We start from the raw sequence: 25592 nt of genomic DNA, 5'->3' as shown, positions 1-25592 counted from the left end.
GGCGCCACGCGATAGGGCCTTACGATGGCGCGGTGCTGGTCAAGTGGACTCGCTGCACCGTGGTGGACCGCCGCGGTTTCGAACGGGGGCAGCGGAAGTGGGCGGGGCTTCCGGGGGAGCCGGGCTTCCGGGGACAGGGCGGCGGCTTCAGCCGGGTCAGGCCCGGGGTGGCGCATGTCTTCGCGTTCTGGGAGAGCCGCGCCTTCTACGACTCGTTCATGGCGCGATCCCACGACCGGCTGGCCGCGTCCCAGTCGGGCACGTTCAAGGACCAGCAGGTCCGGCTCTTCGACCACCGCTTCGATGTGAAGACCGGTTTCGAGCCCCGCTTCTCGGACGCCGATCTGGTGCGCGTGGCCCACTGCCGGATCCATGAGGAGCGGGCCGAGCACTTCGCCCTGATGCAGGAGAAGGTCTGGAACCCGGCCATGGCGGGTTCGCCGGGCATGATCCGCGGACTGTTCGGCGAGGGGCCGGGGCATGAGTTCCTCATCCTGTCGATGTGGCAGTCGGCGGCTGAGCACGGCAAGTACCGCGAGGAGCGCGTGGAACGGCTGGCGCTGAGGGCTCAGACGGAGGCGGACGTCGCGGCGCTCACCGGCGACATCGTGGAACTGGAGCCGGCCTGGACGGTGTGAGGGCCCGCCGCGCGTGATTCCGCGGCCCGGCTGCACCGACGACCCCGGTGAACGTGAGATCCGGACCGAGGTGTGGCGAAGGCCCTAGTGTGACCTGTGCCGTATGAGGGCTCTTCGGGTGCCCGTTCGGCCGTCACTCGATCTAGGGTTTCGGCATGGCACGACCACGGCGCATCGTCCTTGTCCGACACGGCGAGTCGGTGGGCAATACCGATGACTCCGTGTACGAACGCGAGCCCGACCACGCACTGCCGCTCACCGAGAGGGGATGGCGGCAGGCCGAGGAGACGGGCAAGCGGCTGCGGGAGGTCTTCGGTCAGGAGCAGGTCAGCGTGTACGTCTCCCCGTACCGCCGCACCCACGAGACGCTCCGCGCCTTCCACCTGGACCCCGAATTCGTCCGCGTCCGCGAGGAGCCCCGGCTGCGCGAGCAGGACTGGGGCAACTGGCAGGACCGTGATGACCTACGGCTGCAGAAGACCTACCGGGACGCCTACGGGCACTTCTTCTACCGCTTCGCCCAGGGAGAGTCCGGTGCCGACGTCTACGACCGGGTCGGCGGCTTCCTGGAGAGCCTGTTCCGGAGCTTCGAGGCCCCCGACCACCCGCCGAACGTGCTGCTGGTGACGCACGGCCTGGCCATGCGGCTGTTCTGCATGCGCTGGTTCCACTGGACGGTCGCCGAATTCGAGTCGCTCTCCAACCCCGGGAACGGCGAGACACGCATGCTCGTCCTCGGCGACGACGGCAGATACACGCTCGACCGGCCGTTCGAACGCTGGCGCGATCCGGATCCGTACTGGATCACGGGATAGAGTTCCGGGCCTGTACTGGATCACGGGACAGAGATCCGGACCCGCACTGGATCACGGGGCAGAACTGGATCACGGGATACAGTGGCAGAGAGATGACCGCTGACTCCGCTCCCGAAGGCCGTCTGGGACGCGCCCTGACAGCCCTGCGCGGACTGGCCGTGGGAGACGCGCTGGGCGCGCAGTTCTTCCTTCCCGCGAACTACCCCCTGCTTCAGCGCCGCGAACTGCCGCCCGGACCCTGGCCCTGGACGGACGACACGGAGATGGCCGCTTCCGTGCTCGCCGTGCTGGCCGCGCACCGCAGGGTGGACCAGGACGCGCTGGCGCGCTCCCTCGCCGAGCACCACGGTGCCGCCCGTCGGCACGAACCGGCGATCGACCTCCTGCTGGAGCGGATCGCCGCCGGCGGCGACTGGCGGGAACTGGCCGCCTCGATGTTCAGGGGCCATGGCTCGTGGGGCAGCGGCGCGGCGGTACGGGCCGCCCCCATCGGCGCCTGGTACGCGGACGACCCCGAGCAGGCGACGCACCAGGCGGAGATCTCCGCCTATCCGACGCATCAGCACCGCGAGGCCGTGGTCGGCGCGATGGCCGTCGCCGCGGCCGCCGCCCTGGCCGCCGATCCGGCGGGACCGCCGAGCGCCGGGGCGCTGCTCGACGGAGTCGTCACGCTCGTACCGAAGAGCGCCGTCGGCATGGGACTGCGACGCGCCCGGGACATGCTCGACTACGGCGACGCGGCGACCGTCGCGGCCGTCCTGGGCAGCGGACGGCGTACGACGGCGCACGACACGGTGCCCTTCGCGCTCTGGTCCGCCGCGCGCGCCCTCGGTGACTATCAGCAGGGCTTCTGGACCACCGCCCAGGTGGGCGGCGACATGGACACGACCTGCGCCATCGTCGGCTCGGTGGTCGCCTCCGGGAAGACCGGCGCGCTGCCGGGGGAGTGGCTGGACCGGGTGGAACCGTTGCCGGACTGGGCTCCGGCGCTCGCGTAGGCGGGCCGGACCGCTGACCGCACCCACCCCTCTCGCGGACGGCCGGACCGTCGCCCTCACCGTCGTGCCACCGGGCGGGATCCGGCCGCGCTCCGCTCCCGCCCCCGACGGACCGGGGGACGGGAGCGGACGGGAGCCGTCACGCCGCGGCGGGCCCCGCCGTGCCGGAGAGGGCCTCCAGGTCGCTCTTGCGTACGCGGATCACCACAGTGGCCATGATCAGCGCCAGCAGCGCCATTCCGGCGGCCGGGAGGAACGCCGTCCCGATTCCGTGGGCGAGCACCTCGTGCCCCCAGGGAGCGGGCAACTGGTGGGTCTTCGCGAACTGCGCCTTCTGCTCGGCCGTGCCGTTCGCGAGGAACCTCGGTATCTGCTTGTCCGCCTCGTGCCGACTGGCCGTGCCGAAGACCGTGGTCAGGATCGACAGGCCGAGGGAGCCGCCCACCTGCTGCGTGGTGTTGAGCAGACCGGAGGCCGCGCCCGCCTCGTGCGGGGCGACCCCGGAGACCGCGGTGAGCGTCAAGGTCACGAAGTTCAGCCCCATGCCCAGGCCGAACAGCAGCATCGGGCCGAGCACGCCGGAGACGTACGAGCTGTCGGGGCTGATGAACGTCAGCCAGCCGAGCCCGGTCGCGACCAGCGCCGCCCCGGTCAGCATGAACGGCTTGGGGCCGAGCACCGGCAGGAACCGCTGCGACAGACCCGCGCCGGTCACGATCGCCACGGTCACCGGGAGGAACGCCACGCCGGCCGAGATGGGCGAGTAGCCCAGCACGTTCTGCACGAACAGCACGATGTAGAAGAACATGCCGAACATCGCCGCGGCCAGGCACAGCATGATCACGTACGTGCCCGAGCGGTTGCGGTCGGCGAACATCCTCAGCGGTGTGATCGGCTCCTTCGCCCGCGCCTCGATGAAGGCGAACGCGAGCAGCAGCACCACGGCCGCCGCGAACGAGCCGATCGCGCCCCGGTCCCGCCAGCCGTTCTCGGAGGCCCGGATGAAGCCGTACACCAGGGACGCCATGCCGGTCGTCGAGGTGAGCGCGCCCGCGATGTCGAAACGTCCCGGGTGACGCTCGGACTCGTCGATGTAGCGGGGTGCGAGCGCGGCGATCAGCACACCGATGGGCACGTTGACGAAGAGGACCCAACGCCAGTCGAGCCACTGCGTGAGCATGCCGCCGGCCAGCAGACCGATCGCGCCGCCGCCGGCCGAGACCGCGGCGAACACTCCGAACGCCCGGTTCCGCTCCGGGCCTTCGGGGAAGGTGGTGGTGATGAGTGCCAGCGAGGTGGGCGACGCTATCGCGCCACCCATCCCTTGCAGGGCGCGCGCGGCCAGCAACTGCCATGGCTCCTGGGCGAGTCCACCGAGCAACGAGGCGAAGGTGAACAGCAGGATGCCCGTCATGAACACGCGGCGCCGGCCGAGGATGTCCCCGGCCCGGCCGCCGAGAAGCAGCAGCCCGCCGAAGGTCAGCGTGTACGCGCTGACCACCCATGTCAGGTCGGTCGTGCTGAACTTGAGGGCGTCTTGAATGTGCGGGAGTGCGATGTTCACAATCGTCGCGTCGAGGACCACCATGAGTTGGCAGGCCGCGATGACGGTCAGCGCGATGCCGGGACGCCCCTCCCGGCGGGCGGCTTTCGGCTTGTCTTCCTGGATCAATGGAGAGGTTGTCACTATGGGTCCCCCACAAGTGCGTTAGTGAACGCTGGCGTTCACTGTCGCGTCAAACGGTAGTGAGTCCCCGTCAGTGAACGCAAGCGTTCACTGAATTCTTGCCGCGCGATGCGTCCCCGCCCCCCGCCCCTCCCCGGAACCCCCGCTTCCCCTTGCTCAACGGAGAATCACAGATGGGTACTTCGCCCTGGACGGAAACCTCCGCCCAGCCGGTCTCCCCTCGTCGGCGCGGTGCCGTACTCGAGCGCGCGATCCTCGACGCCGCCCTGGAGCAGCTCAGTACGGTCGGCTGGAACGGCCTCACCATGGAGGGTGTCGCCGCCGGCGCGCAGACCGGGAAGGCCGCGGTCTACCGCCGCTGGCCGTCCAAGGAGGACCTCGTCGCCGACGCGCTCCAGGCCGGACTGCCGCGCTTCGATGTGGCGCCCGACCTCGGGAACGTGCGCGAGGATCTGCTGGCGCTGTGCCGGCAGGCCCGGGATGCGCTGTACTCACGGCCCGGGTTCGCGCTTCGCTCCGTGATTCACGAGTGCGACACAACGCAGGCTGAACGATTCCATGGAGTGATCTTCGACGGGGTCGTAGAGCCGATCATCAAGCTGCTGCACCAGGTCATCAGCCGAGGAATCGAGCGGGGTGAGGTGCGCACCGACGCCGCGAACGGATATGTCTTCGATGCCGTCCCCGCCATGATGATGTATCGCTCAAAGATGTGCGGGAGCGAATGGGGTGACCCGGACATCGTAGAGATGATCGATCAGCTGATGATGCCGCTGCTACGGCCGGAGCGCGGCTGAACCGTGTCCCGCGGGTGCGTCCGGGCGGTCCCGCGGGGGCCATCGCGGACGCCCCCCGCCGGGCGTGCCGTCGCCTGGGGAAACCTGGGTGTCGCGCGGGGATCCGGGCGGCGTACGCTAAGGGCGCCATGCCGTACGAACCGCCTACCCACACCGTCGAGCGCTCCCTTCGCGCAACGACCGGAGCGAAGGTCATCGCCGGTGTCGACGAGGTGGGGCGCGGTGCCTGGGCCGGTCCCGTCACCGTCTGCGCCGCAGTCACCGGCCTGCGCCGACCACCCCTGGGTCTCACCGACTCCAAGCTGCTCACCGTCAAGCGCCGCACCGAGCTCGCCCGGCAGCTGGAACAGTGGGTGACGGCCTTCGCCCTCGGTCATGCCTCACCCGAGGAGATCGACGACCTCGGGATGACGGCAGCGCTCCGGCTCGCCGCGGTACGCGCCCTCGACACGCTGCCCGTCCGGCCCGACGCGGTCATCCTCGACGGGAAGCACGACTATCTCGGAGCGCCCTGGAGGGTGCGTACGGTGATCAAGGGTGACCGGTCCTGTGTGGCGGTCGCCGCGGCATCGGTGATCGCCAAGGTCCGCCGAGACAAAATGATGGCCGAACTGGGTATCGACCATGCAGACTTCGGTTTTGCGGCCAACGCCGGGTATCCCTCGCCGGTGCACAAGGCCGCGCTGGAGGAGCGGGGCCCCACCCCGTACCACCGCTTGTCGTGGGCGTATCTTGATGCGCTGCCCCAGTGGCGGCATCTCAAGAAGGTCCGCAGCCGGGCGGACGGACACGTGCCGGAGATCGAAGGCCAGCTCGGCTTCGACTTCTGACCCGTTCCGATCGCACTCATGTGCCACCCGCCGACGCGACCAGCACCGGCGTTTGATAAAAATCAGCTCATGCCTCTCATTCCCGAGGAGCCTCAGATTCACGAGAGTGCCCAGGGTCCCCGCGTCACGCCGGCCGCCGGCCGGACCGCGCCGACCCCCCGTCCTGTACCCGGCCCCCGCCCCGCGGCCCCAGCGCGTCCCGGTCGTCCGGGGCCCGTCCGGCCGATGCCGGCACAGCGCACCACGCGCGAGCCGGCCGCGGCCAAGCCTGGGCCGTCCACTCCCGCCGCCACCCCGCAGATCCAGCTGATCCCGGCCTCGGCCGAGGGTGCGCTGGATGCCGCCGAAGAAGCCGTCGACCTGCTGCTGGAGACCGGCCGCGCCCCCGGCGACGTGCTGGTGATCACCACCGGCGAGTCGCACCCGTGGGCCGCGCACGAGATGTCGTTCGGCGAAGCGTCGTACTGGGCGCAGCACGACGCCCGTGACGACGTCTTCTACGCCGACGCCTCCGTCGCGTCCCGCGCCGCCACCCGCCCGGTGGTCGTGGCCGCCGTCAACGGCGGCTCCGACGCCGCTGTCGCCACCGCGCTTCCGCTGGCGCTCGGCCGGGCCGGTGCCCTGCTGATCGTCTGCGGGGATCCGGAGCAGATCAACTCGGTGCTGGGCGTGGGCGTCTGAGCGGTCCGGTCCGGACCTCTACGCTCGCACGCTGCGCGTCCCGCACCGAGGGCCCGGAGCCGGGTCGGCCCCGGACCACGAGGGGCCGAACGGCGCGGTGACGCTTGGGCGGCACCGACACGGCGGTCGCTTCGGTATGCACGGAGCCCGGGCGACTGCGCCCAGGACCGGGAGGGCGGCCTACGGTCCCGTGTGAGGACCCCCGCTGGGGTCGGCAGGCGACGACTCCCGGTGCGAAGACCTTCGCGTTCATGTCCGGGCAGGGCGTGGTCTTCGGTGCGTGGGCGCCTGGGTGCGTCGACGCGCGGGCGTACGGGGCCGGAGCTGCTGCCTCCGGGCTGCTCCGCGTTCGCGCCCGTGGTCGTACGGCCTCGGGGCACGCCCCGGTGCTACGGCGGCGCAGTTCCCCTTCGGGGCGCCTCAGCGGGCGGCGGCCCGGCGCAGCACCTCGGAGGCGACGCCTCCCGTGCGCGGCAGCGGGGGCGTCCCGCCGGTCAGCCCGAAGGGCTCCGCCGAGGACTCCGCGTTGGGGCGGCGTCCACCGCGCCCCTCGCCGAGGACCTGCCAGCCGTCACGCGTCAGCGTGATGTACGCACCGCAGCGCAGCCCGTGCAAGGTGCACGCGTCGCGCAGGCCCCACATCCACGCCCCGTCCTCCTCCGTCCAACGACCGTCCCCCTCACGGCAGTAGAGCAGCACGGCGGTCCGCACCGGCGTACGGCGGCGCAGGTCGTGCGGGATGACGCGGCGCAGCTGGGCGAGCAGCGCGTTGCGGAACACCCAGCCGTCCGCCGGTGCCGGACGCCGCGTGAACGAGGCGCTCGCCCGCAGCCGTTCGTCCGGGTCGAGAACGGCCACGACGGCCGTGGAGAGCCGTGGCTGGTGAAGGGCGTGCAGTTCGCCGACGATTTCCCGGGGGCTGCGCAGCAGAGGTATCCCGGCGGCTGCCCATTCTGCGGGCTCGAGCATGCGGGTCAGGGGGTTGGCGGAAGCGGCGGACAGTTCGGCGGAGGCCGACATGGATGCCGCCGAGGACGGAGCGAATCCGAAGGTCACGATCCTCCCTTCGGCTACGCGCCCGGACTGCGGGCGGGGTCGGACTCGGGGGCGCACACCCCAGCACAGCCCTCTCGGATCACGTACGAGCCGTGCGGGGAGCGGACTCCTAATTCTTCCCGTCGAACTGGAATGCGGCAACGAGCAATTGGGGCCACCGGCCGGTTTGTGCTGGTGTGCGACCTATATCCCTGCCCGCGGTCTGCTCAATGGCTTCCCGGGGAGAGGGCTGATCACGCCTGCCCGGCGAGGACCAGCGGTCACACCCTGGTGATCACGGGGCCGTGCCGTCCGTCACGTGGGGCGAAGTGGCCGATTGTCCGTGCCGTCGGGTTGCATGGGAGGTATGAACGTTCTGGAGCTGCGTGCCGAAGCCGACGCCATCCTCGCCGAGCTGGTCGGTGATCCTACAGGGGCGGCGCGGCTGCGGGAGGACCAGTGGCAGGCGGTGGCGGCCCTGGTGGTAGAGCGCCGTCGCGCGCTGGTGGTGCAGCGCACCGGGTGGGGCAAGTCGGCGGTGTACTTCGTGGCCACTGCTCTGCTGCGCCGACGCGGTTCCGGCCCCACGGTGATCGTCTCGCCGCTGCTGGCGTTGATGCGCAACCAGGTCGAGTCGGCGGCACGGGCCGGTATCCATGCGCGCACCATCAACTCGGCCAACCCGGAGGAGTGGGAGACGATCCACGGGGAGGTCGAGCGCGGCGACGTCGATGTTCTCCTGGTAAGCCCTGAACGCCTGAATTCCGTTGATTTCCGAGAGCAGATGCTGCCCAAGCTCGCGGCCACGACAGGCCTCCTCGTGGTGGACGAGGCGCACTGCATCTCCGACTGGGGCCACGACTTCCGCCCCGACTACCGCCGACTGCGCACGATGCTCGCGGACCTGACCCCCGGCGTCCCGGTGCTGGCCACGACGGCGACGGCCAACGCCCGGGTCACGGCGGACGTGGCCGAGCAGCTGGGCACCAGCAGCGGCGAGGCACTGGTGCTGCGCGGCCCGCTCGAACGGGAGAGCCTGCGGCTGGGCGTGGTGCAGCTGCCGGACGCCGCGCACCGGCTGGCCTGGCTCGCCGAGCACCTGGACGAGCTGCCGGGCTCCGGGATCATCTACACACTCACGGTGGCGGCGGCCGAGGAGGCGACCGCGTTCCTGCGACAGCGCGGCCTCCAGGTGGCCTCGTACACGGGCCGGACGGAGCACGCCGACCGTCAGCAGGCGGAGGACGACCTGCTCCAGAACCGGGTCAAGGCGCTGGTGGCGACCTCCGCGCTGGGCATGGGCTTCGACAAGCCGGACCTGGGCTTCGTGGTGCACTTCGGCTCGCCGTCCTCGCCCATCGCCTACTACCAGCAGGTCGGCCGCGCCGGCCGCGGCGTGGAGCACGCCGAGGTGCTGCTGCTGCCGGGCAAGGAGGACGAGGCGATCTGGCGCTACTTCGCGGAGACCGCCTTCCCGCCGGAGGACCAGGTGCGCCGGACGCTCGCGGTCCTCGCCGAGGCGGGACGGCCGGTGTCCGTGCCGGCCCTGGAGGCCTCGGTGGATCTCCGGCGCAGTCGGCTGGAGACGATGCTGAAGGTGCTGGACGTGGACGGCGCCGTACGCCGGGTGAAGGGCGGATGGATCGCCACGGGTGCCGACTGGGCGTACGACGCGGAGCGGTACGCCCGGGTGGCCCAGCAGCGTGCCGTCGAGCAGCAGGCGATGCGCTCCTACGCGGCCACCACCGGCTGCCGCATGGAGTTCCTGCGTCGCCAACTGGACGACGAGGAGGCCGCGCCGTGCGGCCGCTGCGACAACTGCGCGGGCGCCTGGGCCGACCCCGCCGTCTCGATGGAGAGCCTGGCGGGGGCGACGAAGGAGCTGGGCCGCCCGGGGGCGGAGATCGAGCCGCGCCGGATGTGGCCGACCGGCATGCCCGCACTGGGCGTCGAGCTCAAGGGACGCATCGCGGCCCAGGAACAATGTTCCCCCGGCCGGGCCCTGGGGCGGCTCTCCGACATCGGCTGGGGCAACCGGCTGCGTCCGCTGCTGTCCGAGCAGGCACAGGACGGACCCGTCCCCGAGGACGTGCTGAAGGCCGTGGTGACTGTCCTCGCCGACTGGGCGCGCTCTCCGGGCGGCTGGATGTCGGACGGCCCCGACGCCTCCCCCCGGCCCGTAGGGGTCGTCGCCGTACCGTCCCTGGCCCGCCCCCGACTGGTGGCGTCCCTCGCTCAGGGCGTCGCGAACATCGGGCGCCTGCCTTTCCTGGGCGCCCTGGCCTACACCGAGCCGAGTGGCGCGCACGCGGCACGACGCAGTAACTCCGCGCAACGGCTCCGGGCACTGTCCGCCGCCTTCACCCTCCCCGAGGACCTGGCCGACGCCCTGGCCCGTACCCCGGGGCCCGTCCTGCTCGTGGACGACTACACCGACTCCGGCTGGACCCTCGCCGTCGCCGCCCGCCTGCTGAGGAAGACGGGGGCCGGCCAGGTCCTGCCGCTGGTGCTCGCCGCGGCGGGCTGACCGTCCTGGCCGGGTCCGACGGTCCCGTGGACCGGACCCGGACCGAACTCGGACCCGTGGACCGGACCCGGACCCGGTGCCGGTCTCAGGAGTCGGAGTCAGGCTGCTTCTTCGCCGCCGCGTACGCCTGGGACGGCGTCATGGGGACTCCGTTGAGGCTGACGGTCCGGTACGGGCTGACCTTGGCGCAGGTCTTGGCCTGGTCGGCGGTCTGGGCGTGGGCGTTGGAGACCGCGGCCTTCGTGTCGGCCGGTGCCGGCGCGGACGAGCCGCCGGGGTACGAGTTACCGCTCGGCCAATCGCTGCCGATCACCAGGGTCAGGCCCGTCCCGGTGCCCTGTTTCAGGTGCGAGGCGGGCAGCCCCAGGGCCTTGGCGGCCGTCTGGGCCTCGCCCTTCTGCCCGGCGCCGTAGCTGAGGGTGGTGCTGCTCGCAGGGCTCGCCGCGTTGGCCGTGGTCGTGCCGGAGCTGAAGCCCGCGTCGGTGAGTGCGCCGGCGATGCCGGAGGCGCGGCCGGAGATGCCGGTGCCGTTCTCGACCGTCACGGCGATCTGGGACGCGGGCACGGTGGGGGCTGTCGCCGGTGCTGTCGCGGAGGCCGCCGTGGACTTCGCGCCGGAACCGGTCGTCAGGGACTGGTCGTTGGCTATGGCGGCGAAGAGGGGCTTGGCGCCCTGGCCCACCACCACGCGGTCGCGGTTGGCCGGGTCGGGAGCGGTCTGCATGGTGGTGAAGGTCATCCGCTTCGTGGGGACCTTGTTCACGTCGGACGCGAGCCCGATCAGCTTCTTGACGCTGCCGAGACCGTCGTCCACGGTCAACGCCTTGGTGGCGGCATCCGCGAGACCGTAGACCGCGGTGGGGTCGATGAGTGTGCCCGCGCTCTTGAACTTGCGCATCATCGCGCTGAGGAAGATGTGCTGGGAGACGGTCCGCCCGAGGTCGCTGCCGTCGCCGAAGCCGTGCCGGGAGCGGACGAACTCCAGTGCCGCGACGCCCTTGAGGGTGTGGGCGCCCTTGGACAACTTCAGATGCGAGTACGTGTCGTAGACGTTGTCGCTGACACACACGGACACGCCGCCGACCGCGTCGGACATCTTGACCACGCCGGAGAAGTCGAGCTTGACGAAGTGGTCGATGGGGATGCCCGTGAGCTGGTGGACGGTGGCCACCTGGCAGGCGGGGCCGTACTGCAGCGCGCTGTTGACCTGGCCGTAGTAGCCGGCCGTGGAGACATCGCTCGCGCTGTCCTTGCAGGCCGGGACGTTGGCCATGGTGTCGCGGGGGATGCTCATGACGGTGGCGTTGGAGCGGTCCGCCGATATGTGCATCACCATCTCCACGTCAGCGTTCCCGCTGCCGGTCTGCACGCCGGTCTTCGAGCAGCCGCCGCCGAGCTTGCAGTCCTCCGTGCTGGTGCGCCCGTCCGAGCCCATGACCAGGATGTTGATCGGGGTGCGCCCGAACGCGTCGGCCTTCTCCGATCCGCCCTTGCCGTCGAGCGAGACGCTGTGGATGTTGTCGTTGAGGTGCTCGTAGAACCACCAGCCGACACCGGCCGTGCCCAGCACCAGGATCGCCAGGCACATCCCGATGATCCGCAGCACACGCCTGCCGCGCCGGACCGGCCGGGACCGTCGCGACCCCGGGCCGCCGCGCGAGCGGGAGGCCGCTCGTGCCGCGCCCCGGCCGCCAGGCAGGCGCGTTTCGTCAGGCGCGGCCGTTCGCTGGGCGACCACCCGGGCCTTGTGGCTGCGCGTGGCCTGGCTGCCCGGGCCGTCCCACGGGTCGCTCATCTCCCACTCCCATGAACGGTCGGCCTCAGCAAGCCGGGCCGTCGGATGTGGGGCCGGGCGTGCACGGCGGTGTACGGGCAGGCGAGGCACGACGTGCGGACTTCACCTTGGTTGCGTAGTTGCGCAATCTAACAAATCCATAGCCAGAGCAGCACAGCTCCTGCCGCAATTCACAAGTGAGGGATCTCATGGAACCATCACGGCGTCCCACCACTCCGCACCGGCAAGAGCGGGTGGCGGGCGGGTGGCGCCTCGCACGCCCTGTCCTGTTGGCTGTGTCCTGCCCACGGCATCCTGCCCCGCGGCCGGCCGTGGTGCTCTCAGCCACCGGTCCGGCGCAGCGAACCCACCGGGGCGGAGGCTTGGTAGGAGCGCACGGTCAGCTGCCCGAGCATCACGCGCACCACGGTCGCGATGTCCGGGTCGTCGACGTAGTAGACCTGTCGCCGGCCTTCACGACGGGAACGCACGAGCCCGGCGAGCTTCAGCTTCGCCAGATGCTGGCTGACCGAGGGCAGCGCACCACCGACGCGATCCGCGAGGTGCGTGACATCGCTCTCACGCTGGAACAGCGCCCACATGATGTGCAGCCGGGCCGGCGAGGCGAGCAGTCCGAACGCCGCGGCCGCCTCCGCCAGAACCTCGGCGGACGGGTCCTCGAAGCCACCGACGCTCTCCCCCACGGTCCTCTCCCGTTCCGCCCACATCACAGTCGCCGCACACGCGCCCACCCAGTGTAGGTGTCCGCCCTCGGCGCACACGCGTTGTGGGGAGAGCCCGGCCGTCCTCAGCGGACGGCCGGGCCGACCGCGACGGAATCGGTCGGTCAGTCCTCGTCGTCGTTCCGGTCACTCCTCGTAGTAGTCTCCGGTCACTCTTCGTAGTAGTTGTTGACGACCACGTCCGGTTCGTCGTCGTCGAACGCCTCGTTCAGCAGCGCGCCACCGATCAGGCCGGCCGCGCCGGCGCCGATGAGCGCCCCGGTCCCGAAGCGCCGTCCGCCGCCCTGCTGCTGGTGGTCGTGGTAGTCGGGGTGGTCGTAGTGCTCTCCGTACGGCTGCGCGTATCCCTGCTGCGGATAGCCCTGCTGGGGATAACCCTGCGGCACCGCCTGCGGGTAGCCCTGCTGGGGCGGCGTGTAGAACGGGGGAGGCGTGGTCTGCACCCGCTGCGCGCAGCCGCCGCACGTCTGGATCGGCCGAGGGACACCCCACTGGGGAGACCACGTCACGGTCGTCATGCCGGGGCCGTGGCTGGGGTCGAAGAAGCACGTCACGGAGGAACTCCCTGTGGGTTGCGGTGGTGCGACAGACATCGGTGCAGGCGGTGCAGGCGGTGCAGGCGATGCAAGCGGCGGGACGGCGCTCGGTGGTGGTACGGCGGGCAGAGGCGGCACGTGGGTGCCGGTGTTCACCTGAGGCGAGGGGGCAGGGTTCGGGCTCGGCGCCGTCTCCCGCAGTACGTCCACGCCGTAGTCGGCGGCGATGCCCGAGAGTCCGGCGGCATAGCCCTGGCCGATGGCGCGGAACTTCCACTCCGCGCCGTGTCGGTACAGCTCGCCGAAGACCAGCGCGGTCTCGTTCGACAGGCTGCCGGGTCTGAGGTCGTAGCGGGCCAGTTCGGCGCCCGACTCCTGGTCGAGGACGCGGATGTGGGCGCGCTGCACCTGGCCGAAGCTGTGGCCGCGGGCCGTGCTCTCGTAGAGAGACACGGAGAAGACGATCTTCACGGCCTCGGCCGGGACCCGGGCGAGGTCGATGTGGATCTGCTGGCCGTCTCCGTCGGCGGGGCTTCCGTCTCCGGAGTGGCGGACCGCGCCGTCCGGGCTGGTCAGGTTGTTGAAGAAGACGAAGTGCTCGTCGGACAGCACCTTCCCGGACCCGTCGCACAGCAGCGCGCCGGCGTCCAGGTCGTAACCGGTGTTCGCCTGCCAGCCCAGTCCGACCGTCACCGCAGTCAGGCCGGGGGCCTGCTTGCTCAGCGACACATTGCCGCCCTTGGTCAGGGACACACTCATGCACGTCCTCCGCAGCTGCTTCCGCTTCCCGCGTTCATCCTGATCAACGCGACCCTAGCGGTTTCAGTTCCCCGATTGCGCAAATGTCTTGATCATGTGACAGAACCTCAACGGCTCATTCTCAGGCGTCAGTCCGCTCTCGCCACGCCTTCGAACCGGTCCCTACGCTTGCGCAATCAAGCAATGCACAGCAACAGGCGTCTGGCGGACACCGCCGGATCCCATCGACTGGAGGACGACGACGTGGGCATCATCGGCTGGATCATCCTGGGACTGCTCGCCGGAGCCATCGCCAAGATCCTGCTGCCCGGCCGCGACCCGGGGGGCCTGATCGGCACTACCCTCATCGGCATCGCGGGCGCCTTCGTCGGCGGCTGGCTCTCCGCCCGCTTCCTCGACCGCCCCGTGGAGAAGCACTTCTTCGACCTCTACACCTGGGGCGCGGCGATCGCCGGCTCTCTCGTCCTGCTGATCGGCTACCGCGTCCTTTTCGGCAACTCCCGAGAGCGACCCGAGGGTGGGCCGGCAGGGGCGCCGAGCGCCTCGGCAGTCGCTGCCCGGGGCCTCGGCCACCCGAGCGGGTGATGTGCCAGGTCACCGCGAGTGAGGGGAGCAGGCGCCGGGAAGCCCGAGGGTGTTCAGGCAAGAAATGCCCCTGGGAGGTTTTGTGATGCGGGTACGCAGAGCCCTGCTCGCCGGCGCGGCCGCCACCGTGCTGGCCCTCACGGTGCCGATGGGCAGCGCCCATGCCGCCACCGGGTTCTTCCTGTACACCACGCAGCCCGGGAACATCCGGTACATGCTGTACAACCCGCTCGACGATGTCTGCTACAACGTCAGCGGACAGGGCCGCATCCTCAACGAGACCAACGGCAGCGTCGAGCTGTACGCGTATTCCGGCTGCCGTGGCGACGCCGAGGAGACGCTTCCCCCCGACTCGGGGCTGGAGAACGCCACGTTCGTGAGCGTGAGGTTTGTCCGGTCGCCCGCCGGCACCGTTTGAAGCGGCCGCTCAGTAGCCCTTGGCGAAGTCGATGACGTACCACTTGCTCTTGGCGGCGTTGTAGATCGCGGTGAGGAAGTCCCGCTTGTTCGCCGTGGTCGTCAGTGTGATGGAGGAGATGGTCGAGCCCAGGCCGAAGGCGGAGCTGAGGGTGAGGGTCCGGCTGCCGGTGGTGTCCTGGATGAATTCCCAGGTGGCGACTTGTCCGTCGGTGGGGTTGGTGGGCGTGCCGAGCGTGCGGTTGCCACCGAGGGTGACGCGGAAGAGGTTTCCCTGGGCGGCGTCGGTGGCGATGGTCGACGCGTCGGTCAGCGTGACAGGAGCCGGGGCCGCTTTGGAGTCGACGTAGTCCTTGCGGGTCAGGTGCTGGGCCTGGGTGGGGGAGGCGGTCGTGGAGACGTTGCCTTCGTAGTACGCGGAGCCGGCGCCGTAGACGAAGCCGACGGCGACCGTGCCGCCCTGGGTGTCGTTGGTGACGTTGGTGTAGCCGGCCAGGGACAGTGGTTTGACGTTGCTGAAGTCCCCGAGGGAGGCTGAGCAGCCGGAGTCGACCACGATCGAGTTGGTGGCCGAGGCGGCCGGCGTGTTCTCCGCGAAGCCGAAGACACTGACCGCGCGTGCGTTGCCGGTGACCCAGATGCTCGAGTTGGGACTGGCGTAGGTGAAGCAGTTCCACAGGCCGACGCCGATCGCGGCGTTGATCTTCCAGCCGTAGCCGTCGTATCCGGTTCCCCGGTTCACATTGGACTCCGTGCCGCAGCCGGTGAAGCTGATGGCCTGGCTGCCGGTGCCCGTGACCTCGTAGCCGATGCCGCAGTGGTCGGCGGCGCAGCTGACGAAGGAGCAGTAGGCCATGGTGTCGATGTGGAAGCCGGTGTTGGTGACGGTGTCGGCGTAGTAGGAGACGAACGAGCAGCTGGTACCCGCGGCCCCGCCGGAGACACCGTGGATGGTCCAGCCGTGGTTGCCGTTGTTGGCCGAGGTCACCGTGTTGAAGGTGGACACGATGGGGTTGGACAGGTCGATGCCGCTGCCGCCGAAGTACTTCACCGTGACACGGGAGAACTCCAGGGACACGGTCGCGGGGTTGGCCACCCGGGTCAGGACGATGCCGTTGCCACTGCCGCTGCCCGGCCCCTGGAAGGTGAGGTCCTTGATGGTCAGCCGGGTGACGTCGGACCCCCTCAGCCCGTCGTTGGAGGTGCTGGACTGGGAGATGACCGAGGCGCCGTCACTGACTCCGGCCAGGACGAGGTTGGAGCGGGCGACCAGGGCCGACCCTCCACGCCACCGCCTTCCGGCTGTGGTGGGTCGTCATGACCCTCACGTTGCTCGCGGCCGCGGCAGCCCTGTGGCGCCTCGTGCCTCGAACGACGGAGTAAACCGGGCTGCGGCTCAGGGCGCCGGCCGCACCGGCGACAGGAAGGTCAGCTCGCTCGGCCCGGTGCAGGGTGGGCCGGGCGACAGCCGCGACGAGCAGCAGGACGGCCGCCAATGCGGCAACGACGCCGCCCGAAGCAGCGGAGCCGGGAGCGCCGTGACGTGAGCGCTCATCACCGAGCTCCGGCGGTGAGTGCGCCGTTCGGTTGGTCCACAGTCCCTTCGCATCGCCGTGAAGCCTCATCGCGGCTCTCCCGTGCACTACTGGAGTGACCGGCCGGCGGTCTTCCTTCGGATGTGCTTCTTGTGGTCGTCCGGTCGGCCTTCCTCAGGCGGGGCTGCACGGGTGTGCCGCTGCAGCTCAGGAACAACGAAAGGGCTCGGCGGGTATGAAGGCAAGAGCACGTCTGAAGGCGATCGCAGGGGCGGTGAGCCGCCGCAGATGGATGTGCGCCTCCGCTGCGACGGCGCTGGCCCTGGTGACGACCCCCAGCGCCGTGGCGGCCGAGCAGGGTACCGGCGTGCCTGCCTGCCCCATCTTCCAGCAGCACGCCCGAACCGTTCAGGTCCCGGCAGTGGCCGGTCCCCATGGATTCCCGAATGCCACGGGCGAGATCGACACCGGCGTGTGTGTACGCGAGGCCGTGCGCCTCACCGCGACGGGACTGATCGCCATCACCAGCAATGGCACCCCCACCTTCGGTCCCGGGGGTGATCCCACGAGGCTCGCCGGGCAGGGCTTCCCACTGCAGGGGGTGCCGAGTTGGTCGTTGATCGGCCGGATCGGAAACGGGCCGTGGCAGTACATCGGGACGGGGCCGACAACGCTGGTGGGCCGTGGGGAACTGTTTCTTGCGGTGAACGACGACTTCTACTCCGACAACAGCGGATTCTTCACGGCGACCGTGACTCGATGCACGTGCGCCGCTCCTCTCGGGTCCGTCACCAGTGGCCTGGCAGATGCCCGGCTTCCGGGACTGGGTGTGCCCTGCTCTGACTGAGTGGGTGATGCCGGGCGTGCTGCTGGGCCGGACCCAACGTGCTTGTGACGGCCGCACCCGCACGGTGTGGCCTTCCCTGTGTTCGTCGGTCATGACGTCCATGCAACCCGATCGACCGGACATCGTGCGGTTGAGCCTCACGAGTTGTGGACAACCTCTGGCGTGCCCATGGCCGCGGTTGTCCACAGCCCAAGCGGAACCTCAAGATCCGCGAGATGGTCGCGGCATGACGAACCACGACGAAGCGGCCGGCTGCTCCGGCATCGGCGAGAGCGGCGGTCCCTCCCACCACGACGGCGAGACCACGGCCTACGGAAGGCACGGACCCTCGGGACCGCACGGCGAGCCCCAGGTCACCCTGCGCACACCGGCCGAGCTGGCCGACGCCCTGCCCTATCTGCTCGGGTACCGCTCCGAGGACAGCATCGTGCTGGTCGCGCTGCACGATCGGGAAAGGAGGGGGAGGTTCGGCGGGCGCGCACGGCTCGGTATCCCCGCCCATCCCGACGACTGGCCGTCCGTGGCCCAGCAGTTGGCCGGTGGACTGGTGACCGGCAGCGAGCGCAGAGGCGCCCGGCCCGAGAGCATGGTCGTCTACCTCGTCCAGGAACCCGCCGCGAGCGGCGAGACGGGACGCGAGGTGATGGAACGCCTCCGACCGCTTGCCCAGTCGCTGCGCACGGCCTGTGGCAGCCTCGACGTCCCGGTGGTGGAGGCCCTGTGCATCTCCGACGGACGTTTCTGGTCGTACTGCTGCCCGAGCCCGGGCTGCTGTCCGCCCGAAGGACAGCCGATGGGCCTGCCGGGCACCTCGGTCCTGGCCGCCGCGGCGACCTATGCCGGCCTCCAAGTGCGCGGCAGCCTCAAGGAGTTCAGGGTCAGGCTGAGCCCGTGCGAGACGGACGCCGCCCGCGTGCAGGAGGCGGCGCTGGACAGCGCGAGTCGTGCGCTCGTCCCACGGATTCTCGACGGCGACAGCCGCGAGGACGTGGCCGCGGACACGCTCGCACTGGTCGAGCGGATGATGGACCGGCTCGGCGCAGCACCACCCGTGCCGGGTACGGAGGCGGCGGACCTGCGCGACGACGAACTCCTGGCCCACGACGAGGCAGCGGCCCTGATTCTCGGTCTGCAGGACCGCACGACACGAGACCGGGCCGCGGAGTGGATGGAGGGTGCCGAGGCCCCTGCGGCACTACGCCTGTGGCGCGCCCTCGCCCGCCGCTGCGTCGGCCCGTACGGTGAGCACGCCGCGGCGCCCCTGACGCTCGCCGGATGGGTCGCCTGGTCGACCGGCGACGAACTGGAGGCCCGCGAGGCCTTCGCCATGGCCCTGGGCGCTGACCCGGACTACCTCTTCGCCCGCCTGCTGCACCAGGCGTGCAACGAGGGCCTGGATCCGGAGACCGTCCGTCGTTGCCTGCGGGCGGAGCGAGCGGGCCGACCCGGACCGGACCAGACCGTCGCGGTGACGCCGGACCTCACCGCCACGCCGGCGCACGACACGTCGGCCACGTCAGCACTCGACACATCCGCCCCGTCGGAACTCGACACACCCACCCCCTCAGCGCGCGACACATCCACCCCGTCGGAACGCCGCACATCCGCCCCGTTGTCCTCCGACACGTCCGACTCGTCCCGGGACATGGTCCAGGAGCGCCTCGAAGACGCGGAGCCCTCCGCGCCACAGCGTGTCCCTGTCCGAAGGCGGCGCAGGGTGCGACCCGGGAGCGGGACCAGGCCGAGCCGTCGTTCTCCGGGGGCGCCCGATGCCAGGCGACGGCGGCCTGGTGACACCCCTGCGGGCGAGGGGCCACATCACGACCGGTCACCTCGGGCGGCCGAAGGCGCGGACAGCCGGCTCAGGGCCCACCGCGGTTTCGGCCGACGTAAGGGGGAGGAGGCCACATGAGTGAGTCCTGCTGTCCGCGGCACCACCGTTCGGTGGGCTTCCCCTCTCATGGGCGTGACCCTGGGCAGGTCCGCGCCGTTCACCTGAGTGGCGGAGCCCGGGCCCGGGTCGCGCCACCCATCACCGCTCACGACCCTCCGGAGCCCCTCACCCGGTGCCGGCCGCGCCCGGGGCGCACCGAGCGCACAGGAAGCCGCCTCATGTCCCTCCCCCCACCGCCCTCAGCCCACCACGGCAGCCCGTTCGGCCTCGGTCCCTCGGCGTTTTCCGCGTCGGGGGGTGTCTCACCGGCCGAGCGTGGAGAGCCAGTTGGAACACCGGCTTCCGTGCCGCGCGCCGACCGGCGGGTCCAGGGTCCGCCCCAGCGCCCGGCCGCCCCGGCCCGTCGCATCGCCGACCTGCCGCCCGCCCACGCCGCGCTGATCTGTGTCGCCCTGCCCGGGCTGGTGATCTCCACCCACGAGGGGCAGTTGACGGGGCAAGGCCTGGAGGGGTTCTACCGGGCGGGCCGACGGGTGCTCTCCCGCTGCCGGCTGCGGGTGGCGGGGCGGGAGCCGATCCCGGTGCAGGCCCGGATGGTGGGGGCCGACCGGGCCCGCTTCATCGGAACCGTGCACGCGTCGCCGGACTCCGGGCCCGACCCGGATGTCGTCGTGGAGCGCATCCGGTCCGCGGACGGTATCGAGCGGATCACCCTGCACAACGCGGCGCAGCGCCCCCTGCGGCTGCCCGTGGAGGTGGCCCTCGGCGCGGACCTCGCAGAGCTGGGTGCGATCGCCGCGGGCGACCCGGGGCCCGAACTCACCGCCAGCGTGCACGACGCGGCGCTGCGGTGGTCCGGTCCGAAGGGCGACTGCGCGATCACCGCCGACCCGCCGCCCACCGATGCGCTCGCCTCCGCGGGGCTGCTGCGCTGGGAGTGGGTGCTGCCGCCCGGGGGCACTCGGAGTCTGGAACTGAGAGTGCGGTCGGACGGCACGGGGCCGGTCAGGGCTGTGGGGCGCGCCGCGGGGAGCCCTTTTGCGCAGGCCCGGGCCGGTGGAGACGACCCCAGAGTCGAGCCGCTTCTGCGTACTTGTGTCGAGGACCTGCAGGCCCTTCTCCTGCGCGACCCGCTGCACCCCTCCGACACCCATCTCGCGGCGGGCGCACCCTGGCGCTGCGGACCGGCCCCCGCCGAGTCCCTGGCGGCGGCCCGGATGACGCTGCCGCTCGGCACTCGGCTTGCCGCGGGCACGCTGCGTATCCTGGCCCGCACCCAACTTGGCGGCCCGGGCCTTCGGTCGGGCATGATCCCGGGCCCCCGACGGGACGCGGGGCCGCACCTTCCGCCGAGCTGCATGGGCACCGAGGCCACCCTGCTGTTCCCCGTGCTCCTCGCGGAGGCCCGGCGCTGGGGGCTTTTGGAGCGGGAGACGGCAGAGCTGCTGCCCGCGGCCGAGCACTGTCTGCGGTGGCTGCGCACCACCGTCGGCGACGGCGTCTACCTCCCCGACCCGCAGCCGGGCGGCTTGCTGCGCTGTGAGACCCAGGCCTACGCCCACCGGGCCGCGGTGCTCGGTGCCGATCTACTGGAGGCGTACGGGCGTCCCGGCGGGCCGCATCTGCGTCAGTGGGCCGAGGAACTGCGCGGCGCGTTCTGTCAGGACTTCTGGATCGAGGACCGGTCGGGCGGCAGACCGGCGGCCGCACGCACCCGCGACGGACGGCTGGTTCCGCACCTCGCTGCGGGCGCCGCGCATCTCCTCGACACCGGCCTGCTCGGCGCCGGCATGCCGGCGCCCGGACTGCTCGACAAGGTGAGGACCGAGCAACTCGCCCGACTGCTCGCCGGTCCGGCCATGGACTCGGGCTGGGGGCTGCGCGGCCTGGCCGCCACGGAGTCGGCGTACAACCCGTTCGGGCACCGCGGCGGAGCCGTGCGGGTCCCGGAGACCGCAGTCGCCGCCGCGGGACTCGCCGCAGCCGGCTACGAGAAGGAGGCGAGCGGGCTGCTGCACGGGCTGCTGGCCGCGGCGGAGGCGTTCGGACACCGGCTGCCCGAGATGTTCGCCGGAGAACCGCGGACCGAAGGGGGTGCGCCCCTGCCGCATCCGGCTGCCTGCCGCCCGGCCGCAACGGCGGCCGCCGCCGGGGTGCTGCTTCTGACCGCGCTTGTCGGCATCCGTCCGGACGTCCCGGCCGGAACGGTGACCCTGAGCCCCGTCCGCAGCGCGCCGCTCGGAGAGATCGTGCTGAGGGGATTGAGACTCGCGGGAGCCCCGTTCTCCGTGCGCGTCGGGCGCCTTGGCCTCGCGATGGTGGAGGAGGCGGCCGACGGACTGCAGCTGGGGGTGTGACCTCGGGAGACATGCTCGTGGACGGTGCGCGGTAGTGGCCGGCGACAGCCGTACCGGACAGATGTGGATCTACCGCCGAAGCGGGTGACGAAGGGAGTGTTTATCGTCAGGCAGACGACTATGATCGCGGCATGCCCTACGACCCGTCAGCCTTTCCCCCCTTCGCCGTCACCGTGGACCTGGTCGTGCTGACCGTGCGCCGCCATGCCCTGTGTGCGCTGGCGGTGCGGAGGGGGGAGCCGCCCTTCCAGGGGCGATGGGCGCTTCCGGGCGGCTTTGTCAGGGCGGACGAGGACCTGGCGCAGGCGGCGGCGCGCGAGCTGGCCGAGGAGACGGGACTGCGCGCACACGACCCGGCCGCACCGGCACAGGACAACGGTGCCCATCTGGAACAGCTGGCCACATATGGCGACCCCAAGCGCGACCCGCGGATGAGAGTGGTGAGCGTCGCTCATCTCGCACTCGCCCCCGACCTGCCCGCGCCTCGGGCCGGCGGAGACGCCAACAGCGCGCGCTGGGCGCCCGTGGAGGAGCTGCTGCAGCAAGGCGGCTACGGCAGGGACGGCGAGCAGGCGGCGCCGCTCGCCTTCGACCACGCGCAGATCCTGGCGGACGGCGTCGAGCGTGCCCGCTCGAAGATCGAGTACTCCTCGCTGGCCACCGCCTTCTGCTCGGCCGAATTCACCGTCGGCGAGCTGCGACGGGTCTACGAGGCCGTATGGGGCGTGGCGCTGGACCCGCGCAACTTCCACCGCAAGGTGACCGGCACACCCGGTTTCCTCGTCCCCACGGGCGGTACGACGACCCGGCAGGGCGGTCGCCCCGCGCAACTGTTCCGCGCGGGCGGTGCCACACTGCTCAACCCGCCCATGCTGCGGCCAGAGGTCTGATCACCGCTGCGGCCCGAGGTCTGAGCAGCGCGCCGACGCGCGCCTTCCGGCACGGGCCGCGCGGGACGGGAGTCGACGCCTCCCTGTCAGGGTGACCGAAAAAGCAGACATATCGCGCTATCTTGCTTCGAGTGATCCAGGCGATCGGACTGACCGGCGATCCCCGCAAGGACTTGTCGCCCGTCGTCGACGACGTGTCCTTCGAGGCGCGCGCAGGTCAGGTGACGGCGCTCCTCGGAGCCCGCGGTGCCGGCAAGACGACAGTGCTGAGGCTCCTGCTCGAACTCCAACCGGGCCGCGGCATCACATACTTCCGGGGCCGACCGCTGCACGGCCTTGCCCGTCCAGCGCGCGAAGTGGGGGTTCTCCTCGGAGACGTGCCCGGTCATCCCGCCCGCACCGTCCGCGGACATCTGCGCATGCTGTGCGCCGCCGTGGGTGTGCCCGCGCGCCGCGCCGACGACGTCCTCGAAGCGGTCGGACTCGTCGGTCTGCAGGACGAACGCCTGGACACCCTCTCGCGCGGCATGGACCGTCACCTCGGCCTCGCCTGCGCCCTGCTCGCCGATCCGCACAGCCTGGTGCTCGACGATCCGGCGGCCGGGCTGTCCGCCCGGGAAGGCCGCTGGCTGCACGGCGTGCTTCGGGCGCACGCCGCCCGGGGCGGCACCGTTCTGTTCGCCACGGCCGACCCCAAGGAGGCCGCACTCACCGCCGACCGCGTCATCACGCTCGACGAGGGTCGGCTCGTCGCGGACCAGGAAGCCGCTGACTTTGCCCGCACCCGGCTGCGGCCCCGCGTGACCGTCCGCAGCCCGCACGCCGCCCGGCTCGGCGACCTCCTCGTCAAAGAGGCCAGAATCGCCCGGCGTTCCGTGGAGGTCGTCCACGAGGACGGCAACCGGCTGTCGGTGTACGGCAGTACGTGCGCCGACATCGGCGAGATCGCGTTCCAGCACGGCATCCTCGTACATCAACTCGCCGACGAGATCGCAGACATGGGGCCGACCGCCGTCGCCGGGAAAACCTCGTCCGCGTCGACGGAGACGCCGGAGCCGGGTGATCTGCCTCCGCTGCCGCCGCCCCTGGACGTCCGGTCCGCTCCCGGCCCTCAGCACCCACTGCGCTACGAACTGCGCCGCGCCGCCGGGATCGGCACCGTCTCCCTCGCCGCGGCCGCCGTACTCGTCGTCTCCGCTCTCCTCTCCCTGCTCCTCGCCCGTGCCGGCCACGCCCCGCAGCACCGGCTGCTGGCCGCCTGGCCGTGGCGGCTCCCGCTGCCACCCGCGGCGCTCGGCGCCGGACTGCTCGGTGCCGTCGCCTTCGGGGACGAGTTCCGTCACCCCGCCCTGGCGGCGGATCGCGCCGGCGTCCCCCGCCGGCTCGGGCTGCTCGCCGCGAAACTCCTCGTCACCGGGGCCACGGCGGTGGCACTGGCCTTTCTCACCGTTGGCTTCGACTTCGAGGTGCTCTCTGTCGTCTACGGACGGAAGGCGGCCGAGGTTCCCGCCGACTGGCTTCCCGCCAGCGCGAGTTGGGCCGGGTTGGTCGTGGGATGCGCCTGGGCCGGTGTGCTGGCGGCCGGGGTCTTCCGGTCCATGACCGCCGGGCTCGCCGCAGTGCTGGCGGTGCCCGTGGGCGTCGTACCCCTGGTGCGGAACGCGCTGGAGACAGGGTCCGTCGGGACCGCGGCGGGGTTTGCGGCGCGGATGCGGGAGGCGGTGCTGTCTCAGTGGCCGTTCGGCGGGGGGCGGTATCTGGCCGCCGCGGTGCGGATGATCGCCCAACCCGTGGGTGGCGCACTGGCCTTGTCCCTGGCCGCGCTGCTCGGCGCCTACCTGCTCACCACCCTGCGCGGCAGGGCCCGATGAACACGGTCCGTGTCGATCTGTATCTGCCCTGTGCGAAAGTTCCTCGGAGAAAGCCCGTTTCTTTCCGATAAGGCGTCAATTGCGACAGGGTGAGCGATCACCCTTTCGTGTGCTTTTCACCAAAGACCTCAAGGGAGTTGGAGAGGGCGCCGACAAAGGATCCGTGAGTACCCTTGCGCACACCATGATGACCGCCGCCCGTTCAGCAGATTCCGGCCTGGCCGGACCGGGCGAACTCGACCGCTACCCCTACGCCGAGACGCCCTCCCCCGACCGCGTCGGCACGCCCTCCTGGGAGGGCGCGGACCCGGAACTGGGCCGCGTCGGCCGACGCGCCGCGGGCAGCCGCGGACGCGGCCTGCACGGCCAACTCGTCCAGCAGCTCGGCCAGATGATCGTCTCCGGCGACCTCGGCGCGGACCGCCCGCTGGTGCCCGAGGAGATCGGCCAGCGCTTCGAGGTCTCGCGCACCGTCGTCCGTGAGTCGCTGCGCGTCCTGGAGGCCAAGGGCCTGGTCAGCGCCCGCCCGAACGTCGGCACGCGCGTGCGCCCCGTGAGCGACTGGAACCTCCTCGACCCGGACATCATCGAGTGGCGGGCCTTCGGGCCGCAGCGCGACGACCAGCGCCGCGAGCTCAGCGAGCTGCGCTGGACCATCGAGCCGCTCGCGGCGCGTCTCGCCGCCGGCCACGGGCGCGAGGAGGTGCAGCAGCGGCTCGGCGACATGGTCGAGATCATGGGCCACGCCATGGGGCAGGGTGACTCCCTGACCTTCTCGCGCGCCGACGCGGAGTTCCACTCGCTGCTCATCCAGGTCGCCGGCAACCGCATGCTGGAGCACCTCTCGGGGATCGTCTCGGCCGCACTCCAGGTCTCCGGCGGCCCGGTCACCGGCTGCGACCGCCCGAACGACGCGGCCCTGGCCCAGCACAGCCGGATCGTGGACGCGCTCGCCTCGGGTGACGGCGCGGCCGCCGAGGGGGCGATGCGTCAACTGCTCACCGTCCACCCCGAGGTGGAGCGCGTGGTGCCCGCGCCTCGCGAGCACTGATCCGCGCCCCGCGGCCGGTGTGAGCGGGACCGGGTTCCTCGCCGGGCAGCACCCGCCCCCGCCGCGGCCGGGCGCCGATCTCCCGCCGTCGGGCTCCGTCGGATCCTTCCGGGACCCGGCGGAGCCCGACGGAGACCGGTGGCGGCCGTCGGCACCGCCGGGGTAGGTGATGCCGCTGTGCAATGTCCGCCGCCGGTCCCGGCGACCGGCGGAATCGGTGGTGATCCCGGCCGTGGACTCCCACCGTCGATCATGGACTTCGGGGTCGGGCGCGGGGCGTCGGCGGGGGAGGGGCCTGGCGCCGCGAGGACCGAGACATCGATCA

Annotated in this window: 20 protein-coding genes and 1 pseudogene; 15 read left to right on the top strand and 6 right to left on the bottom strand. The window is 71.4% G+C overall.

The window, feature by feature from the left end; genetic code table 11:
* Positions 1–32: 32 nt before the first annotated feature.
* From AB0L95_RS03680 to AB0L95_RS03670, 3 genes are all read left to right on the top strand, one after another.
* Positions 33–638 carry a YdbC family protein gene (locus AB0L95_RS03680; protein ID WP_365156239.1) on the top strand — a complete coding sequence of 202 codons (606 nt, stop codon included), beginning with the start codon at positions 33–35 and terminating at the stop codon, positions 636–638.
* Between the two features lie 155 nt (positions 639–793).
* Positions 794–1453 (top strand): histidine phosphatase family protein, encoded by a 660-nt coding sequence (locus AB0L95_RS03675; RefSeq protein WP_365156236.1) that lies wholly within the window; start codon positions 794–796, stop codon positions 1451–1453.
* 92 nt (positions 1454–1545) lie between these two features.
* Positions 1546–2451 carry an ADP-ribosylglycohydrolase family protein gene (locus tag AB0L95_RS03670; protein ID WP_365156233.1) on the top strand — a complete coding sequence of 302 codons (906 nt, stop codon included), beginning with the start codon at positions 1546–1548 and terminating at the stop codon, positions 2449–2451.
* A 139-nt stretch (positions 2452–2590) separates the two neighbouring features.
* On the opposite strand, the gene AB0L95_RS03665 is transcribed toward AB0L95_RS03670, so the two are convergent.
* Entirely contained in the window at positions 2591–4138 is a 1548-nt protein-coding gene (locus tag AB0L95_RS03665; protein WP_365156230.1) for an MFS transporter, read from the bottom strand.
* 173 nt (positions 4139–4311) lie between these two features.
* Here AB0L95_RS03665 and AB0L95_RS03660 point away from each other — a divergent pair, with 173 nt between their 5' ends.
* The 3 genes from AB0L95_RS03660 (at position 4312) to AB0L95_RS03650 (ending at position 6446) form a co-directional block, all read left to right on the top strand.
* Positions 4312–4935, top strand: a complete 624-nt coding sequence (locus AB0L95_RS03660) for a TetR/AcrR family transcriptional regulator (protein ID WP_365156227.1) — start codon at positions 4312–4314, stop codon at positions 4933–4935.
* Positions 4936–5063: 128 nt separating this feature from the next.
* Positions 5064–5765, top strand: a complete 702-nt coding sequence (locus AB0L95_RS03655) for a ribonuclease HII (RefSeq protein WP_365156224.1) — start codon at positions 5064–5066, stop codon at positions 5763–5765.
* Positions 5766–5834: 69 nt separating this feature from the next.
* The gene (locus AB0L95_RS03650; protein ID WP_365156221.1) at positions 5835–6446 is read left to right on the top strand and encodes a hypothetical protein; all 612 of its coding nucleotides are present in this window, start codon (positions 5835–5837) and stop codon (positions 6444–6446) included.
* Between the two features lie 420 nt (positions 6447–6866).
* On the opposite strand, the gene AB0L95_RS03645 is transcribed toward AB0L95_RS03650, so the two are convergent.
* Positions 6867–7502: a hypothetical protein gene (locus AB0L95_RS03645; protein WP_365156218.1), complete on the bottom strand. Its 636-nt coding sequence runs from the start codon at positions 7500–7502 to the stop codon at positions 6867–6869.
* A 346-nt stretch (positions 7503–7848) separates the two neighbouring features.
* On the opposite strand from AB0L95_RS03645, the gene AB0L95_RS03640 reads away from it, so the two are divergent.
* On the top strand, positions 7849–10008 hold the full coding sequence (locus AB0L95_RS03640) for a RecQ family ATP-dependent DNA helicase (RefSeq protein ID WP_365156216.1): 2160 nt from the start codon (positions 7849–7851) through the stop codon (positions 10006–10008).
* An 85-nt stretch (positions 10009–10093) separates the two neighbouring features.
* On the opposite strand, the gene AB0L95_RS03635 is transcribed toward AB0L95_RS03640, so the two are convergent.
* The 3 genes from AB0L95_RS03635 to AB0L95_RS03625 form a co-directional block, all read right to left on the bottom strand.
* A complete protein-coding gene (locus tag AB0L95_RS03635; RefSeq protein ID WP_365156213.1) occupies positions 10094–11803 on the bottom strand; it encodes an LCP family protein in 1710 nt (569 codons plus the stop codon).
* A gap of 320 nt (positions 11804–12123) precedes the next feature.
* Entirely contained in the window at positions 12124–12486 is a 363-nt protein-coding gene (locus AB0L95_RS03630; protein WP_365156210.1) for a metalloregulator ArsR/SmtB family transcription factor, read from the bottom strand.
* A 188-nt stretch (positions 12487–12674) separates the two neighbouring features.
* Positions 12675–13820: a TerD family protein gene (locus tag AB0L95_RS03625; protein WP_365156207.1), complete on the bottom strand. Its 1146-nt coding sequence runs from the start codon at positions 13818–13820 to the stop codon at positions 12675–12677.
* A 243-nt stretch (positions 13821–14063) separates the two neighbouring features.
* Between AB0L95_RS03625 and AB0L95_RS03620 the strand changes: the two are divergent.
* A pseudogene (locus AB0L95_RS03620) lies at positions 14064–14327 on the top strand (GlsB/YeaQ/YmgE family stress response membrane protein); the annotation flags it as partial.
* A gap of 163 nt (positions 14328–14490) precedes the next feature.
* The gene (locus AB0L95_RS03615; protein WP_365156204.1) at positions 14491–14823 is read left to right on the top strand and encodes a hypothetical protein; all 333 of its coding nucleotides are present in this window, start codon (positions 14491–14493) and stop codon (positions 14821–14823) included.
* A 9-nt stretch (positions 14824–14832) separates the two neighbouring features.
* Here AB0L95_RS03615 and AB0L95_RS03610 read toward each other — a convergent pair whose 3' ends face one another.
* Positions 14833–15918 carry a hypothetical protein gene (locus AB0L95_RS03610; protein ID WP_365156201.1) on the bottom strand — a complete coding sequence of 362 codons (1086 nt, stop codon included), beginning with the start codon at positions 15916–15918 and terminating at the stop codon, positions 14833–14835.
* A gap of 782 nt (positions 15919–16700) precedes the next feature.
* On the opposite strand from AB0L95_RS03610, the gene AB0L95_RS03605 reads away from it, so the two are divergent.
* The 6 genes from AB0L95_RS03605 (at position 16701) to AB0L95_RS03580 (ending at position 25267) form a co-directional block, all read left to right on the top strand.
* Positions 16701–17204 carry a hypothetical protein gene (locus AB0L95_RS03605; RefSeq protein ID WP_365156198.1) on the top strand — a complete coding sequence of 168 codons (504 nt, stop codon included), beginning with the start codon at positions 16701–16703 and terminating at the stop codon, positions 17202–17204.
* A gap of 226 nt (positions 17205–17430) precedes the next feature.
* Positions 17431–19116 carry a DUF4192 family protein gene (locus AB0L95_RS03600; RefSeq protein WP_365156195.1) on the top strand — a complete coding sequence of 562 codons (1686 nt, stop codon included), beginning with the start codon at positions 17431–17433 and terminating at the stop codon, positions 19114–19116.
* Positions 19117–19505: 389 nt separating this feature from the next.
* Positions 19506–21455, top strand: a complete 1950-nt coding sequence (locus tag AB0L95_RS03595) for a glycogen debranching N-terminal domain-containing protein (RefSeq protein ID WP_365156512.1) — start codon at positions 19506–19508, stop codon at positions 21453–21455.
* A 131-nt stretch (positions 21456–21586) separates the two neighbouring features.
* Positions 21587–22345 (top strand): NUDIX hydrolase, encoded by a 759-nt coding sequence (locus AB0L95_RS03590; RefSeq protein WP_365156192.1) that lies wholly within the window; start codon positions 21587–21589, stop codon positions 22343–22345.
* A gap of 131 nt (positions 22346–22476) precedes the next feature.
* On the top strand, positions 22477–24216 hold the full coding sequence (locus AB0L95_RS03585; RefSeq protein ID WP_365156189.1) for an ABC transporter ATP-binding protein: 1740 nt from the start codon (positions 22477–22479) through the stop codon (positions 24214–24216).
* 163 nt (positions 24217–24379) lie between these two features.
* Positions 24380–25267 (top strand): FadR/GntR family transcriptional regulator, encoded by an 888-nt coding sequence (locus AB0L95_RS03580; RefSeq protein WP_365156186.1) that lies wholly within the window; start codon positions 24380–24382, stop codon positions 25265–25267.
* Positions 25268–25592 lie beyond the last annotated feature (325 nt).

Source organism: Streptomyces sp. NPDC052036 (assembly GCF_040680495.1).
Classification (GTDB): Bacteria; Actinomycetota; Actinomycetes; order Streptomycetales; family Streptomycetaceae; genus Streptomyces.
Note: the sequence above shows the minus strand (reverse complement) of the source record. Positions and strands in the feature narration are given on the sequence as shown.

What these genes read in the sequence shown, in the direction of transcription:
- AB0L95_RS03675 (WP_365156236.1), top strand. Translation starts at nt 794, where the DNA reads ATGGCACGACCACGGCGCATCGTCCTTGTCCGACACGGCGAGTCGGTG.
- AB0L95_RS03600 (WP_365156195.1), top strand. Translation starts at nt 17,431, where the DNA reads ATGACGAACCACGACGAAGCGGCCGGCTGCTCCGGCATCGGCGAGAGC.
- AB0L95_RS03655 (WP_365156224.1), top strand. Translation starts at nt 5,064, where the DNA reads ATGCCGTACGAACCGCCTACCCACACCGTCGAGCGCTCCCTTCGCGCA.
- AB0L95_RS03640 (WP_365156216.1), top strand. Translation starts at nt 7,849, where the DNA reads ATGAACGTTCTGGAGCTGCGTGCCGAAGCCGACGCCATCCTCGCCGAG.
- AB0L95_RS03590 (WP_365156192.1), top strand. Translation starts at nt 21,587, where the DNA reads ATGCCCTACGACCCGTCAGCCTTTCCCCCCTTCGCCGTCACCGTGGAC.
- AB0L95_RS03670 (WP_365156233.1), top strand. Translation starts at nt 1,546, where the DNA reads ATGACCGCTGACTCCGCTCCCGAAGGCCGTCTGGGACGCGCCCTGACA.
- AB0L95_RS03635 (WP_365156213.1), bottom strand. Translation starts at nt 11,803, where the DNA reads ATGAGCGACCCGTGGGACGGCCCGGGCAGCCAGGCCACGCGCAGCCAC.
- AB0L95_RS03650 (WP_365156221.1), top strand. Translation starts at nt 5,835, where the DNA reads ATGCCTCTCATTCCCGAGGAGCCTCAGATTCACGAGAGTGCCCAGGGT.
- AB0L95_RS03615 (WP_365156204.1), top strand. Translation starts at nt 14,491, where the DNA reads ATGCGGGTACGCAGAGCCCTGCTCGCCGGCGCGGCCGCCACCGTGCTG.
- AB0L95_RS03660 (WP_365156227.1), top strand. Translation starts at nt 4,312, where the DNA reads ATGGGTACTTCGCCCTGGACGGAAACCTCCGCCCAGCCGGTCTCCCCT.
- AB0L95_RS03625 (WP_365156207.1), bottom strand. Translation starts at nt 13,820, where the DNA reads ATGAGTGTGTCCCTGACCAAGGGCGGCAATGTGTCGCTGAGCAAGCAG.